Source organism: Bradyrhizobium sp. USDA 241, assembly GCF_049739505.1.
Taxonomy (GTDB): domain Bacteria; phylum Pseudomonadota; class Alphaproteobacteria; order Rhizobiales; family Xanthobacteraceae; genus Bradyrhizobium; species Bradyrhizobium liaoningense.
The window spans coordinates 17,433-32,260 of the sequence record NZ_JBMGPZ010000006.1; the positions used below are offsets into that span (position 1 = coordinate 17,433).

At 61.6% G+C, this 14,828-nt stretch carries 12 protein-coding genes and 3 pseudogenes; 8 read left to right on the top strand and 7 right to left on the bottom strand.

What is annotated here, in order from left to right; genetic code table 11:
- Positions 1–45 precede the first annotated feature (45 nt).
- The 3 genes and pseudogenes from ABIF91_RS43640 to ABIF91_RS43650 form a co-directional block, all read right to left on the bottom strand.
- A pseudogene (locus ABIF91_RS43640) lies at positions 46–803 on the bottom strand (IS6 family transposase).
- Complete coding sequence (locus ABIF91_RS43645) at positions 749–1,567, bottom strand: AAA family ATPase (RefSeq protein ID WP_028181693.1); 819 nt, start codon at positions 1,565–1,567, stop codon at positions 749–751. Before ABIF91_RS43645 ends, ABIF91_RS43640 begins: the two are co-directional and overlap by 55 nt.
- 3 nt (positions 1,568–1,570) lie before the next feature.
- Positions 1,571–1,777 carry a hypothetical protein gene (locus ABIF91_RS43650; RefSeq protein WP_424579874.1) on the bottom strand — a complete coding sequence of 69 codons (207 nt, stop codon included), beginning with the start codon at positions 1,775–1,777 and terminating at the stop codon, positions 1,571–1,573.
- A gap of 319 nt (positions 1,778–2,096) precedes the next feature.
- On the opposite strand from ABIF91_RS43650, the gene ABIF91_RS43655 reads away from it, so the two are divergent.
- Positions 2,097–2,857 (top strand): IS5 family transposase gene (locus tag ABIF91_RS43655; protein WP_110115998.1). Its coding sequence is split into 2 segments (ribosomal slippage): positions 2,097–2,436 and positions 2,436–2,857, totalling 762 coding nucleotides; the frame shifts between segments, so codons are not numbered across the junction.
- 22 nt (positions 2,858–2,879) lie between these two features.
- Here ABIF91_RS43655 and ABIF91_RS43660 read toward each other — a convergent pair.
- Both ABIF91_RS43660 and ABIF91_RS43665 read right to left on the bottom strand, forming a co-directional pair.
- Positions 2,880–3,944: an IS630-like element ISRj1 family transposase gene (locus tag ABIF91_RS43660; protein ID WP_396604630.1), complete on the bottom strand. Its 1,065-nt coding sequence runs from the start codon at positions 3,942–3,944 to the stop codon at positions 2,880–2,882.
- Positions 3,945–3,986: 42 nt separating this feature from the next.
- Positions 3,987–5,543, bottom strand: a complete 1,557-nt coding sequence (locus ABIF91_RS43665) for an ISL3 family transposase (RefSeq protein ID WP_028181979.1) — start codon at positions 5,541–5,543, stop codon at positions 3,987–3,989.
- 161 nt (positions 5,544–5,704) lie between these two features.
- Between ABIF91_RS43665 and ABIF91_RS43670 the strand changes: the two are divergent.
- Positions 5,705–5,931 (top strand): annotated as a pseudogene (locus ABIF91_RS43670) (ISNCY family transposase); the annotation flags it as partial.
- A gap of 151 nt (positions 5,932–6,082) precedes the next feature.
- On the opposite strand, the gene ABIF91_RS43675 reads toward ABIF91_RS43670, so the two are convergent.
- A complete protein-coding gene (locus tag ABIF91_RS43675) occupies positions 6,083–7,240 on the bottom strand; it encodes a medium chain dehydrogenase/reductase family protein (RefSeq protein ID WP_080660089.1) in 1,158 nt (385 codons plus the stop codon).
- A gap of 87 nt (positions 7,241–7,327) precedes the next feature.
- On the opposite strand from ABIF91_RS43675, the pseudogene tnpC (ABIF91_RS43680) reads away from it, so the two are divergent.
- The 6 genes and pseudogenes from tnpC (ABIF91_RS43680) (at position 7,328) to ABIF91_RS43705 (ending at position 13,415) form a co-directional block, all read left to right on the top strand.
- Positions 7,328–8,868, top strand: a pseudogene (gene tnpC, locus ABIF91_RS43680) (IS66 family transposase).
- Between the two features lie 915 nt (positions 8,869–9,783).
- Complete coding sequence (gene tnpA, locus ABIF91_RS43685; RefSeq protein WP_424578819.1) at positions 9,784–10,206, top strand: IS66-like element accessory protein TnpA; 423 nt, start codon at positions 9,784–9,786, stop codon at positions 10,204–10,206.
- The gene (gene tnpB, locus ABIF91_RS43690) at positions 10,203–10,559 is read left to right on the top strand and encodes an IS66 family insertion sequence element accessory protein TnpB (protein WP_018273742.1); all 357 of its coding nucleotides are present in this window, start codon (positions 10,203–10,205) and stop codon (positions 10,557–10,559) included. The genes tnpA and tnpB overlap by 4 nt, the downstream gene beginning before the upstream one ends.
- Positions 10,560–10,609: 50 nt before the next feature.
- Entirely contained in the window at positions 10,610–12,160 is a 1,551-nt protein-coding gene (gene tnpC / locus ABIF91_RS43695; RefSeq protein ID WP_035681142.1) for an IS66 family transposase, read from the top strand.
- Positions 12,157–12,807: a UPF0149 family protein gene (locus ABIF91_RS43700; protein WP_063712394.1), complete on the top strand. Its 651-nt coding sequence runs from the start codon at positions 12,157–12,159 to the stop codon at positions 12,805–12,807. Before tnpC (ABIF91_RS43695) ends, ABIF91_RS43700 begins: the two co-directional genes overlap by 4 nt.
- A gap of 419 nt (positions 12,808–13,226) precedes the next feature.
- Positions 13,227–13,415, top strand: a complete 189-nt coding sequence (locus ABIF91_RS43705) for a hypothetical protein (RefSeq protein ID WP_224518069.1) — start codon at positions 13,227–13,229, stop codon at positions 13,413–13,415.
- Positions 13,416–13,510: 95 nt separating this feature from the next.
- Here ABIF91_RS43705 and ABIF91_RS43710 read toward each other — a convergent pair whose 3' ends face one another.
- Complete coding sequence (locus tag ABIF91_RS43710) at positions 13,511–14,779, bottom strand: IS256 family transposase (RefSeq protein WP_038952271.1); 1,269 nt, start codon at positions 14,777–14,779, stop codon at positions 13,511–13,513.
- Positions 14,780–14,828: the final 49 nt, after the last annotated feature.

A 14,828-nucleotide genomic window follows, 5' to 3' on the forward strand; every position in this document is an offset into this window, starting at 1 on the left:
CAATCGACGCGTGGCGCAACGAAGACGAGAACCGGCATCGTCAACTTAATCGACCGCCGAGCCGAAGGAGGGGATTCTCAGAGGTCGAGAGTCGGCGATAGCGCTTGTCATGGAGATCTGGCGCCAAGTCGCAAAGGCTCGCTCGCGCGAAGCACGACGGAAGTCGGCGGTGACAGCTCCGGGGATGTGGAAAAGGTTCGCGACCTGATCGTGAACTGCCAGAAACCGTTGAGCCTGACGGGACGATTTGAAACGCTTCATGATCCGCTCGCGTCGCGGCGTCGGCTGATGAGAATTATCGGCCCGATTGTTGAGAGCTTTGTGCTGGCCATGTTCGACGTGAAAGCCCATCTTCGCCCTCGCAGCGCCGTACGAACGGAGTTTGTCCGTGATCATCACGCGCGGCGGCGTGCCGGCGGATTTCAAGAGCTTCTTCATGAGCCGCTGCGCAGCGCGCGAGTCTCTTCCGGCGCTGGATCAAGACGTCGAGAACGAAGCCATTCTGGTCGACAGCGCGCCAGAGCCAATGTTGTTCGCCCGCGATCGAGATAACGACCTCGTCCAGATGCCATTTGTCACCGCGAGCGGGAGCGCGCTGGCGGATCCGATCGGAGAAACGGCTTGCCGAATTTCCGTCCCCACTGGCGCACGGTTTCATAGGTCACGCCAATGCCACGCGCCGCCAGCATTTCCTCGACCATGCGCAAGCTTAAGGGAAACCGGAAATACAACCAAACGGCATAGCTGATCACTTCCGGAGGGAAGCTATGGCGGCGATAAAGAGGGGCCTTGGCAGTCCGCATGCCGCTCGTCTACCCCCTCCGCCGCTCCAATTCGTTAACTTGACGGTACCCTCGTCGATGCGTCCACGAGTGCGGGTGCGTTCGGTGACGGCCTCATCATAGTGCTTCTTGGACCGATCCAGGCTTTCAACGAGCCGGGCGTGATCCGAGGCCAGAGTGTCGAATTTCTCCCGCTCTGCCTTTAACTCCGCAAGCCGCGTCTTGAGATCCACGAGTGCGCCGCTGCGCGCCCGAAATTTGTAGAAGCCATCTGCCTCGGCCTTGAGATCGATGAGCTTTTGGCTGAGATGAGAAAGGCCTGCACTCGCAGAAAACAGCAATTGTCCGATATCGCCCTTACTTGCCAGAATGCTTTCGCCGCCCTTCTCGAGTGTCTCGTCGTCGAGCGAGAACATGGTGCGATAGGCGTCACGCTCGATGCCGCCGAGTTCGCCGCGAATTGCGCTTTCCGGGATAGGGCGATCATCGGCGTCGAGCAGGCTGTTCTGCGGCCGCTTGATGCGCGCGAACTCCCGCGTTTCACCGCCGAACTCCAGCGCTCCGCCAATCCGCATGGTGGAATAGGGGTGGAGGAAATCGAACGGACTCTGCGTCGCGATTCCGAACAACAAGTCGAGAAACGCGGTAAAGGCGGTCGATTTGCCGGCTTCGTTCGGTCCGTAGATGACATGCAGGTCCGGCTGATCGATGGGCCGTTCGCCGAAATCGATGCTGTGGTCGGTGAATTTCCCGTACCGGGTGAGGTCGAGGCGGCGCAGGCGCATGACTCAGCCGCCCTCGCCGGTAGGCTCAAGGCGCGCCATCACGCTTTCCGCTCCGTCACGCACCAGGCGCGTGAGCGCCTCCCTGAACGACGCCTCGTCGGCGCCGAAGGCGTCGCGGCTTTCCGGCGGGAGCTGCGCTCTTATCTCCTGAGCCATGCCGACGAGTTCGTTCTGGAAGGCGTCGGAGGTGAGTATGTCCTCCTCGATCACGCGGCGGAGCTCGAAGAGCGATCCTCGGATGGCTCCTCCCAACGCTCGGCCGGACGGCAGACGATCTCCAGCTTCTCAACCCAGCAGGTCCCAATGACCGAGGCTCTGTCGTCCGCTTCCGCCTTCAGCAGATCCGTGTCCCGGCGAATCCGCCAAGCCAACGGAGTTACTCCCTCTATCCTAACCCGCGCGACGAGATGATCTGAATTAACCTTGCTGCGCTTCCTTTCCAAGGCACGCGATATGGCAGACACTAGGGTCTGTACCTAAATAGCGCCACGTGATTCTCTTGCCTACGTGTTGATTCGGGGGCGAGAGAATGCGCGCTGGTTTGTTTTGGCTGAACGACAGGCAATGGGCGCGTATCGAACCGCATCTGCCGAGGGGACTGACGGGGCCGGATCGGGACGACGACCGACGCATCGTCAGCGGCATCATTCACATGCTGCAATCGGGTGCACGATGGCGTGATTGTCCACGTGAATACGGCCCTTACACGACGATCTACAATCGCTTCAATCGCTGGGCCAAGCGAGGACGATGGTGCGCAATCTTCGAAGCGCTGGCCAAGCCTGGCGAAGACGGCGTCGTACTGTCGCTCGACTCGACCTCGATTAAAGCTCACCGGTGTGCCTCCGGCGGAAAAGGGGGGAGCACAATCAAGCAATCGGCCGCTCGCGCGGAGGCCGCACGACAAAAATCCATGCGCTGAGCGATCCGCTCTGCCGGCCGGTCGTCCTGCATCTGACTCCAGGCCAGGATGCCGATATCGCTGCGGCTCCCGATGTCCTGGCGCTCGCGCCACCCATGAGCGTGCTCCTCGCCGACAAAGGGTATGATGGCGACAAGCTTCGCGGCGAAATCATTCGTCGTGGCGCCAAGCCCGTAATCCCCAATAAATCTAACCGTGTCGTCATCCATCGCTTCAACAAACGCGCCTACAAAGGACGAAATGTCATCGAACGCTGCTTTTGCAGGCTCAAGGACTTCCGGCGCATCGCCACGCGATATGACAAGCTCGCCCGTAATTTTTTGGCCGCTGTTCATCTCGCCGCTCTCGTCGCATATTGGCTCAATTGAGTCTGGACCCTAGTACCCGGAATCAGAGCTGAGTGATACGGCGGCCTTTGAAACGGCGTTGACGGACCTTTTTCTTGGTCCAGACGAAGGGCTCGGCTCTGTCGTTGTATGCGTTGACGTAGGCATCGATGTGTTCCTGAAGCTGCTTGAGGCTCGTGAAGGAGGTGCCGCTGAGCGACTGCCCCTGCAAGATGGAAAACCATACTTCGACCTGATTGAGCCATGACGCACTTGTCGGCGTGAAATGAAATTGCACGTTGGGGTGGGCCTTGAGCCAGTCCTCGTTCTTTTTATGGGTGTTGAGGTTGTCGAGGATGACGTGAAGCTTGCGGTTCGGAAAAGCCGCGGTGACGCTGTTCATGAAATCGAGAAACTCGACGCGGCGCCGGCGTTTTGAATGGGTCGCGATGATCTTTCCGGTGGCGACTTCGAGCGCCGCAAACAATGTTGTGGTGCCATGCCGCTTGTAATCGTGGCTTTGGCCGGTCAAGGCGCGGCCATTGGGCAACTTCAGATAACCCTGCGCTCGCTCCAAAGCCTGGATCGAGGACTTCTCGTCCACGCACAGCACAATGGCCTTCGCCGGCGGCGCGACATAGAGGCCGACAACATCGGCGGCTTTGGCCGTAAAGTTCGGGTCGTTGCTCTCGCACCAGGACTTGCGAGCCACTAGGTCAATCTTGTGGCTGCGCAGGAACCGCCAGACATATTGGACATCGACATCGCCCAGCGCCTCGGCCAGCAGGGGGCCGGTCCAGCGCGCAAACCCTTGCGGTGGCGGCTTATCCAGCAGCTTCAGAATCCGCTTGTCGGTCGTCTTCGTATAGATCGGCTGCTTGCCAGGCCGCGGCTTGTCTTGCAGCCCTTCAAGGCCATGGTCGGCATAGCGATGCCGCCAAAGGCTGACAATCCGCGGCTGGACCCCAACTTCCTTGGCGATCGACCGGGTGCTGCGCCCATCCGCCGCCAACAGAACTATCCGCGCCCGCTTCAAATCGCGCTGCAACGTCACCGGTGAGCGACAGCACGCCTCAAGCACCTTGCGATCTTTCCTCGAAAGGTGGACTTCTCTTGCTTCGGGTATCATCCCGACCTTGAATCACGACTCACGTTCCAAGAAAAGTGGGTACTAGATGGCGCCTTTCAAGCGGGCTTGCAGGAGGTCGATCTTCGCCCGTCCATACATCTGGCGTTTTACGAGCTTTAGTTTAGTGATCTGCCCTTCTGTCTGGCCATTGGACCAAGGCTCGGTGATGGCGGCACGGACGGCGGCTTTGTCCCTGATGATGCCACTCGCAAAAGAGGCGATCAGGCTCAAGCTGGCGGTGGCGATCCACGGATCGAGATCAGCGAAGAGCTTCTTGCGTACCATGGCCTGAAAGCTTTCGACGAGCATGCGGGCTTCGACGAGTGTGGGAACGCGCGCCTCGATGGCGGCGATGGTGATCGTATCTGCTTTGCTGAGATTGTCGCGCGCCGTGGTCATCAATCGTGAGATTGTTCTCGCGGATGGAACTTTTTGCAGTTGTTGATTGGTCGCCTTCTCGGCCCGTCGTCGCCGTGTCGTCCACTCACTGACTACACGCAAGGAGCCTCGGAAGCCTTGCCCTTGCAAACGACGCCAGAGCTCTGCGCCGTTACGGCAGCCCTCGCTCCATTGCGCATCCAGAAAGGGCAAGTGGGCATCGAGCGTGCTTTGCCGGGTCCGGAAGACATCTGTACTCTCGCCGCGACTGACTTGGCGAACGAGTTTACGGCTGTGTCCTGTTCGACGGACAATCTCCTTGAGTGGCACAGCGTCTCTGACGAGCTCCATGATGGCGGCATTCGTCTGCTTGCGCCGGAGATATCCTTCATACTGCAGCCTTTCCGCGCAAGTGAGCAGTTTTGGATTGATCGTCGTCGCACCGATTGCGGCGCGGATCACCCGCATGGAACGGCGCACCGCGTTGAGGAAGGCCGCGCTTGCGTTCTCCATCAGGTGCCAACGGTCGGCGACCTGGACGGCGTCGGGCAGCGCCTTTGCCGCGGCCTCACCGTAGCCGCCGCCACGGTCGCGCGATACGACCCTGATCTCCGGATGGTCGGAAAGCCAAGCCCGCACCGTTGCAATCTCGCGATCTGGAAGCAGGGTTACGATCCGCCGCCTCTCCAGATCGCACACGATTGTTCCGTAGCGATGGTTCTTGCGAAAAGCCCAGTCGTCAATGCCGGCGACGATCAGAGGCTCCGTTCGCGGGCGGGTTCGTCGCCTGACAACCCGAAGCAACGTATCGTTGCTGACCGGCAGCATCAGCCGTTTAGCGAAGCTCGCCGCTGGTCTGCCGCCGAGTGCCAGCCCCAGATGGTGGACGATACATTCCAGCCGTGCCGTCCGGCGCGACCGGGTCGGGAGAATATCGTCCCCGAACCGTTCAGCGAAAATCCGTCGCCGACACTGAGGCACCTCGCAAACGAAGCGCCGCGTGATCACGCGGAGCCGTATTTCCTTCCCGGAACACGGCAAATCCGCGACTCGTCTGTCATATCGGCTATGGCTTCGGCGCGATCTCGCCCCGCACAGTGGGCACCCGGCTGCATCGCCCTCGGATCGGACGGCTAAAATAATCGAGTCAGATGACTCACTTACGCTCTCGATAACCAACCCACTCGGCACAAGCGACGAGATTCGAATACCGACTCGCATGGCTGATTCCCCCGTTGGAGAACCGCAAACTCGGCAGACAAAATCATCAGATGTGAGTCAGACCCCAAAGGGGACCCCTTTGATCGGCGCGTCTTGATGGTAGCGCTCGCGGCGTCGGAGCTGGCCGGGGTTGCGGAGACGGCGCGAGCGCGGGTTGTTTGATCGTCGTCGCGGCCGGAACCAAACGGCGCGACCGAACGCGAAGCGTAAAACTGCGCCTGCTCGATATCTCGCGAACCGCGCGTGCCAAAGGACCGCTCAATCACGAGAGGCTCAAGCAAGGCTACCGCGGCTGTTGAACTCGACGAGCCGTGTGGTGGGGCAAGCCGAGCGCTTCTCCCATGAGATATCCACCGGCGTGAAGCGGGCCAGCGGCATCTTGAAACGGTGGCTACGATGAACCAGAAATCCTCCCCGTCTCACAGGTCCTGACGGCGGACAGCACAGGCTATTACGTGGCCAATGTCGGCCTACGCGATCACCACAAGCCGATTGATATCATCTTTTCGGCGCTGGTGTTTGGCATTTGCCGCGTTTGCCTACAACATCGGGCGGATCACGTTCGCTCTGGACATTCCCTGGGCCTCTACAGCGGTTTTTCTATGTGCAGTTCTGCTGGGCGGCCTATGGAGCCTAATCGGCCGTCCCTGAGCTTCTGTTGCGGCATTCACGGATCGGGGTGCGAGATCCGGACACAGCACGAGCTTGCCCTCGAGACCCCCCGCCTCGAGGCGGCGGTGAGCCTCGGTGACCTCGTTGAAGGAGATCCGCTCGGCGACGCGCGGCCGGATGGCGCGAGTTGCCAAAAGCTCGAACAGCCGCTCCAAGTCATCCTTGAACCAGGTCGGATGTCGCGCCCGCATCGCATTGACCGAGTAAAAGCGAGCGCGCTTGCCGCTGGGCAACAGCCTCCACAGGTACAGGCGCGCAATCTCCATCAGGATGGGGAACATGCCGCGCTGTGCCTGCACACTCGCAGAGAAGCCGATGGCGCAGAGCAGGCCGCCTGGCTTGAGCGCTCCGTATGAGCGGCGATAGCCGTCTTCGCCAATTCCATCGACGACGACGTCGAATCCGCCCGACACGACGCGCGTGAAGTCCTCATGTTCGCAGTCGATCGGCGTTGCCCCCAGCTCTCGGACGAGCACCATGTGCTCGCCGCGCACGGTACCCCACAGCTCGAGACCGGCCAGCCTTCCAAGGATGAGCAGCGCCTGGCCGACAGCGCCAGCGGCGCCGTGCACCAGCACGCGCTGACCTGGCTGCACCCGGGCCGCGCGGTGCAGAAGCTGGTACGCGGTCGTCCAGCTCAAGATCAGGGTGGCCGCCTCCGCTGCGTCTACGTCTATCGGCACGCGGGCCACGTCGTTCGCCCGAAGCGTACGATAATCGGCGTTTGACCCGACCACAGTCATGTCGGCCACGCGGTCGCCAATCTGAAAATCGTGCACGTCCTCACCGAGCTGATCGATTATCCCGACGACGTCGTAACCCATTACGAACGGCGGGCGGAGGCGCATCGTTTGCGGGTATAGGTGGCGCCTGATCAACACCTCGGTGTAATTGAGGCTTGACGCGATTACACGGACCCGCACCTCTCCCCGACCAGCTGTCGGCAGGGGAGCGTCGATCACCTCCAGCCTCTCCGGATCACCGAAGCTGCTGACTTGAACAACTCGATTGCGCAGCTCTATCATGAGTGATCTCCCTGCAATCTCGTAATTCTGCGCAAGGACGGCACCAGTCCGCAGCTGCGCGACGAAAATGAACAACTGAAAGCGCTTTTGGCGCAAACGCAGGCGGCCTTGAGCGAGCATCAGGGGGCGCTGGCGGCGTCGGAAGAAGCCCGACGTCGGCTGGAGGTCATCCTCGGCGAATTGCGCCGCGAAAAGTTCGGCGCGAAGTCCGAGAAGCTGCGGCCAGATCAGTATCACTTACCGTTGGAAGACGTGGAGATCGCGCAGGGCATTCTGGACGCGGCGCAGGAAAGAGCCGAGGCTGTGATCAAGGGCCGCTCGCGGAGCGTGCCGGATCAAGGTTCTCATCGCAATCGCGGCTGTTGCCTGCCCATTTGCCGCGGGTGGAACGGATCATCGAGCCTGCGAGCACGCTCTGTCCGTGCGGTTGCGGCGCCATGACGAAGATCGGCGAGGACGTCAGCAAACGCCTCGACGTGATCCCGGCGCAATGGCGGGTGTTGGTCACGCGCCGCCCGAAATACATCTGTCGCCACTGCTCGGGCCCTGTCGTGCAGGCGCACGCACCGGAGCACGTCGTGCCCAGCGGGCTGCCGACCGAAGCGGCGATTGCGCACGTGATCGTCTCCAAGTTTGGCGACCATACGCCGTTTTACCGCCAGGCCGAGATCTATGCGCGCCAGGGCATCCGACTTGATCGGGCGACACTGGGCAACTGGTCCGGCCGCGCCTGCTTCCATCTTCAGCCCATCGCGGACCACATGCGCCACCGCCTAGCCATGGCGGATCGTCTGTTCATGGACGAAACCACGGCGCCGGTGCTCGATCCCGGGCGTGGCCAAACGAAGAAAGGCTACTTCTAGGCGATCGTCTCCGACGACCGCGGCCACAGCGGTCCAAGTCCGCCGATCGTGCTGTTCCGATATGCCCCCGGTCGCAGCGGTGCCTTTGCGGAGCAGTTCCTGGATGGCTTTTGCGGACACTTCCTGCAATGCGATGCCTATGACGGTTATGACCGGCTAACCGAAGTCGCTCGACCGCAAGGGCCGTGGACGCTCGTGCATTGCTGGAGCCATTTGCGCCGGCGCTTCGTCAAATTGGCCCGTAACAGCAAATCGCCGATCGCCGAGGCCGCCGTTCGGCACATCGCACAGCTTTACGCCATCGAAGCCATGGTGCGCGGCTCATCGCCGGACATCCGGCTGGCCGCGCGTAGGGAGCACTCGCTGCCCATGATCGCCGCGTTAAAGCCTTGGTTCGAGAAACAGCTGTCGATGATCTCCAGCGGTTCGACGCTCGCCGAGGACATCCGCTACGCGCTCAATCACTGGCAGGGGCTGACCCGCTTCCTCGAAGACGGGCGCCTCGAGCTCGACACGAACCCGGTCGAGAACGCCATCCGGCCAGTCTGCCTGACCAGAAAAAATGCTCTCTTCGCCGGGCATGAGGTTGGAGCTGAAAATTGGGCCTTGCTTGCGTCGCTCGTCGCCACCTGCAAGCTCAACGACGTCAACCCGGCCGCCTACATCGCCGAAACACTCGAGGCCATTATCGATGGCCATCCCCATAGCAGAATCGAAGACCTCATGCCGTGGCGATTCCGCAAAGCGTCAAGCCTGCGTCCATAGGGTGACGGCTAAGCGCTTACTGCGCTGCTCGCGATGCTCGGGTTTCTGCGATGTCAGCCATCTCATATGGGCTGGTCCCCACGTCGTCTTGCCCGGATAGATGCGTCCCAGCCGCAGCAGCCTCGCTCGGCGTTCTGGTCTCGAACCTCAAAACGGTCTGGGCTGCGCCGACGACGGATGCTCGCCTCAAGAAGCGGATTGTGCGCACCCTCATCCATGAGGTCGTGGCCGATATAGACAACGCGGCCTCGGAGATCTGCCGCTACTGAGAGGCCGGTTCAATAGAATTACCTATAACCGCCGCCTCCGCGTCAGATGGCGGCTGTTCGCTTAAACCATTTCCTTGGTAGGCCAATGCAGTAGCCGCGGCTACGAAGCTCTGGCTCGGACCTGTTAAGCGTTTCGCAAATGGATTTCACGGGTGAGCCTGCATCAACAAGCTCGCGCAGCAATTCGTCTTCTCGTTTGGTCCAGGGAGGAGAACGGAGAGTCAACTTCAATCCAATTTCTTAGCGTCGGTTTCATGCGTGGAGGAGAGTTGGCGCCCAGACTTGTGCCTGCCTTTCCGTGCTGAGCATCTTGCCAAGCGTTGTCTGCAATCTCGGCGTTCTGGAATGGCGTACAGTCCCAATCAGAGTGGCGCAATCGTTTGGACAACTTCGAGGACGTCTCATAGCGACGACCTCGCCTGTCCTCAGCTATGCATCGCACTCAAAAAGAGTGACAGAGGAACCGCTCCTTCGAAAGCTATACGTTGGCATAGTTGAAGCTAATGCCAGTTGGACCAATCGGACTCACCCAGGCGCTGGCGGACGATCTGTGAGATGATAGCGGTACGACGACCCCACCTCGTTTAGGTGGACGGGATGAGCGAGACTCGCGCGTGGATTTGACAACGCGAGGGACGCTCGTTCCATGCATCAAGACAGACATCAAGACGGGCATGATGCCGCCTCCTATCAGCGGATCGAGGTGATCACAGGGGAGAGGCGACGGCGCAGTTGGAGCGATGCGGAGAAGGCGCGGATCGTGGCCGAGAGTGCCGATCCGGAGACGAGCATTTCCGAGGTGGCTCGACGCAACGGGGTGAACCGGGGACTGCTCAGTGTGTGGCGGCGCCAGGCGCGGCTCGCGTCGAGCGAAGCGCCGCAGTTCGTGCAAGTCAGGCTCCAGGCCGCCGTCGAGGCGCAGCCGAACGCGATCGATAAGGCGCATGTTCTGACGGATCCGGCCGAGCGGATCGAGGTGATGATCGCGGGCGCGACGGTGCGCGTGCCCGTCGGCGTCGACGCCGCGACGCTGGAGCGCGTGCTGGCGGCGGTGAGATCGACGCGATGATCTCTTTCGGTCCAATGGTCCGTGTGTTCGTCGCGACGCAGCCGATTGACTTTCGTAAAGGCGTTCATGGCCTTGTCGCGCTGGTAGCGGAGGGATTAGGCGGCAAGCCCTACAGCGGTGACGTTTATGTCTTCCGATCGAAGCGATCGGATCGTTTGAAGCTACTGGTTTTTGACGGCTCGGGAATGGTTCTAGCGACGAAGTGGCTGGAGAATGGGGGCTTTGCCTGGCCACCTGTTCGCGAGGGTACGATGCCGGTGACGGGGGCGCAACTGGCGATGCTGATTGAAGGTCTTGCGGAGTGGTCGCGTGTGGTCCCGAAGGTGACGAAGCGGCCGACGAAGGTTGCCTGAAGCGTCTTGTTTTGCTGGCGATTGCGAGTGCGTTCGTGTAGCTCTGCGATATGGCGCTTCGCCCCGAAGATCTCCCCTCTGACCCTGCGGCTCTTGCCGAGATGGTGCTGGCTTTCGAAGGCGAGAACGATGATCTGCGCGCAGAGATCGCCACGTTGAAGAGCCTGATCTTCGGCGCACGATCGGAGCGCGCGGCGATCGTCTGCGCCGAACAGATCGCGTTTGATCTGGAACGGACCGCCGGCTCACAGCTCCCGGCCAATGACGACAAACCGGACGCGCCGCGGCCGGAGCGGCGCAAAGCGAAGCGCAACATCGGCGCGCTGCCGGCGCATCTGCCTCGGGTCGAGCGGGTGATCGAGCCGGCGTCCACGCTGTGCCCGTGCTGCACGGGTCAGATGCATCGGATCGGCGAGGAGAGCAGCGAAGCGCTCGATCGGGTTCCCGCGTGGCTGCGCGTGCTCCGCACGATCCGTCCAAAATACGCCTGCCGCTCCTGTGAGGGCCCGATTGTCCAGGCCCCGGCACCGGCGCGGCTCGTCGAGGGCGGCATGGCAACGACGGCGCTGATCGCGCATATCGCCGCGGCCAAATATGCCTGGCAATCGACGCTCTATCGCCAGACGCAGATCCTGGCGGGTCAGGGTGTCGTCGTCGACCGTCAGACGCTGGCGCGCTGGATGGGGAGCGCGGCGTGGCTGGTCAGGGGCCTCTACGATCTGCAACTGAAGACTATGCACGGCTTCGAGCGGCTGTTCTGCGACGAGACGCCGATGCCAGTGCTCGATCCGGGACGCGGCCGCACGAGGATCTGCCAGTTCTGGGCGCACGCGACGGACGATCGGGCGTGGAAGGGGCCGGCGCCGCCGGCGGTCGCCTACGTGTTCGCAGGTGGTCGCGGCAAAAAGGAGATCGTGGCGCAGTTAGCCGGCTTCGAAGGCGTGCTGCAAGTCGACGGCTATGCCGCCTACGCCTCGCTGGCGGGCGATGCGATGATGTCGGGCCAGATCCAGCTGGCGTATTGTCTCGTTCACGCGCGCCGCAACTTCGTGAGGGTGCACAAGACGACGAACTCACCCTTCGCCGCGGAGGTCATCGAGCGCATTGCGGCCGTCTACGCGATCGAGGAGAGGATCCGCGGTCTCGATGCTGGGGAACGCCGCGCGACGCGACAGGCCGAGACGAAGCCGCTGATGGAGGCGTTGAGGGCCCGTCTGATCGCGGTGAAGGACGGGATCTCCCGCCGCTCGACGCTCATCAAGGCGATCGACTACATGCTCGAACGCTGGCAGGGCCTGACGACGTTCCTGGATGACGGGCGGCTCGAGCCGGACACCAACACGGTCGAACGATCGATCAGGCCAATTGCGATCGGAAAAAAGAACTCGTTGTTCAGTGGTGACGAAGGCGGGGGCGAGACCTGGGCGATACTCGCTTCGCTTCTTAACACAGCGAAATTGAATGGCCTCGACCCCGAGGCGTATCTCGTCGACGTTCTCGATCGCATGGTGAGCGGCGCCACGAAGACCAACCAGCTTCACGAACTTCTGGCCTGGAACTGGAAGGCCGCACGCGAAGCCGAAAAGCGGGCCGTGGCATGACGAAGCCGAAGCAAGGGCGGGGAACGCGAAAAGCACGCAAGACGACGATGGCGGACTATGCCATGTCGTTCGAACGGCTCGGGCAATGGATCAGCAAGCGCGCCAGGTCGCCGACGCTTCGGCATCCGCGGGCGACGTCGCTCTCCATGCTCGATGGCGCGGTGGCCGCGGTCGTCGCCGGGCCGGTCTCGATGGCGTCCGAGGAATGGGTGTGCCCGCTCCTCGGCGTAGATCCCGACGCCTTCAATCACGACACCGAGGAGTTCTCGGCAATCGCCGCCACGCTGATGCGCCACAACGCTATCAGCGAGACGCTGTCGACGAGACCGGAGAGCTTCGAGCCGCTGTTCGTGCGATCACCGGACGGCGAAGTCGACCCGCAGCCCTGGTGCATGGGCTTCTACGCCGTCATGAAGCTTCGGCTTCTCGTCTGGTCGCGGCTTCTCCCCCCGAATGGAACCGAACACCTTATGCTGCGGCCGATCTTGGTCCATTGCATCGACGACGCCGGTCGACCCTTGCTACCCCCGGCCCGGCGCACGCTGGGAACGCAGCCCATCATCCAAAACGCCTGGCGCAACATTCCAGCAACCGTCGAGGCCCTCCGGCAGTTCTGGATGCCTATACGCTTCAAGCGCGGTGCGTAGGCCGTCCGCACCAAGTCCGTGGCTCCGTGGGCCTCTCGTACCGTTTACTGTGAGATCGCTGTGCTGCCCTGGAGTTAAGCTAAAGCAATGCGGACGCTTTGTAAGCTGACCCAGTGATATTGGTGCAAGCAGCCGTTGAAGCTAGCAACAGAGCAATTGCGGACGAACAGGAAATCGAAGTTCGGACATGGGTGATCTTATGGAATGACACCCCGGCACTTGTTTGCCAGTGCTGCTGCATCTGAAAATCAAGCGCGCGATGTTGTCAGAGATCGCCTACCTGTGTCTGGCAGGCCGAACCGACCTTATGGGGTGCTGAAAAAGCGCGCGGCCTCTTAAAGGCCGCATTCCGTGTGGTAGGCCAGTACTTGAAAGTGCGAGCATTTCGCCGCGCTACTTGAGACGAGAGGAGGATTTCGATGTTCGAGGCTAAAGACTACCGCGTGTGTTGCCACGACTTCGTCACCCCGACCAACCGCATCATCTACCCGGCGCAGGAGCCCTTACTAACCTACTCTGAGGCCGTCCGGCACGTGCAGGCCGAGCAGGCCAAGGGCTACGTGGTGGCCTGGGTCATCGATCGCACCGGAGCAGGCGCCACCAAATGAGATGGGTGGTTCGAACGCATCGGTTCGACGTTGATCGTAAGCATTGGGGTCGAACCATTTGGGAGCTATGGCTGATTTTGGGTGACGCGGCCTGATCAGGCGGCGTGGCTTTCAGTGTTCGGAATGACTTCGATTCCGTCGATGAACTTTACACCGGCGATGACTTTCGGCAACTGGTTCGTGCTCTTCAATCGCCGCCAGGTCTTCGATGCGGCGTCGATGAGCTTGAACACCATCAGCTTCGCAGTTTGTTGCGACAGCGATCCCTTGGTCCGCACCGTTCGGTGGCGCACCGTGGCGAAGACGCTCTCGATCGGGTTCGAGCTGCGTAGGTGGATCCAGTGCTCAGCAGGGAAGTCGAAGAAGGCGAGCAGCGCATGGCGATCCTTGATCAGGCACTCCACCGCACGTCCGTATTTGACGTGGTATTTCTCGACGAAGACGTCGATCGCGGTTTCAGCTTCGGCCCGGTGTGGGGCCAGATAGATGTTCCGCAGGTCGTTCTTCATGGGGCCCTGCACGGATTTGGCGACCTTGTCGAGTACGTTGCTCACTTTATGGCACCAGCATCGTTGGTGCCGCGTGCCGGGAAAGGCCTCGTCCAGTGCCTTCCAGAAGCCGAGGGCGCCGTCGCCGATGGCGAGTTGCGGGGCAATCCGTAACCCGCGTTGCCGCAGGTCGATCAGGAGTTCGCGCCAGCTCTGCGCGCTCTCGCGCACGCCGACCTGGAAGCCGATCAGCTCCTTCTTGCCTTCCGGCGTGGTGCCAATCAGCACCAGCATGCATTCGCTGTGATCTTCCATGCGGGCCTGCAGGTACACGCCATCGGCCCAGATGTAGACATAGCGACGCGCCGACAGATCGCGTCTCTGCCAGCGTTCGTACTCGACCTGCCAATCGGCCTTCAGGCCGGCGATCACCGAAGGCGACAGGTTCGGCGCATCCTTGCCGAGCAGCGCCGAGAGCGCCTCCTGGAAGTCGCCGGTCGAGATGCCGCGCAAATAGAGGACCGGGATCAAGGCATCCAGGCTCTTCGTCCGCCGCGCCCATAGCGGCAGGATTGCCGAACTGAAGCGGAGGCGGTCGCCTGGCCCGCTCGCTCCGCGGTCGCGGACCTTGGGACGAGCGACCTCCACCGGACCGATGCCGGTCGCAATCTCGCGCACCGGACCGTGCCCATGTCGGACCAGGCGCGCTCGACCGTCGGGCAGCGTCAGATTGGCCGTGCTGGCCAGAAACGCGCCAACCTCGATCTCGATCGCCCTGGCAAGCAGGTCCCGCGCGCCGGCACGAACGATATCGGTCAGTGGATCATCAACCGCGGACGGCTGACGGAAAGCAAGAACATTGGTAGTCTCGGTCATGGCGTATCGCTCTCCTCGAGAGGTTCTGGCAGGCTCGTCACCCGCCTCG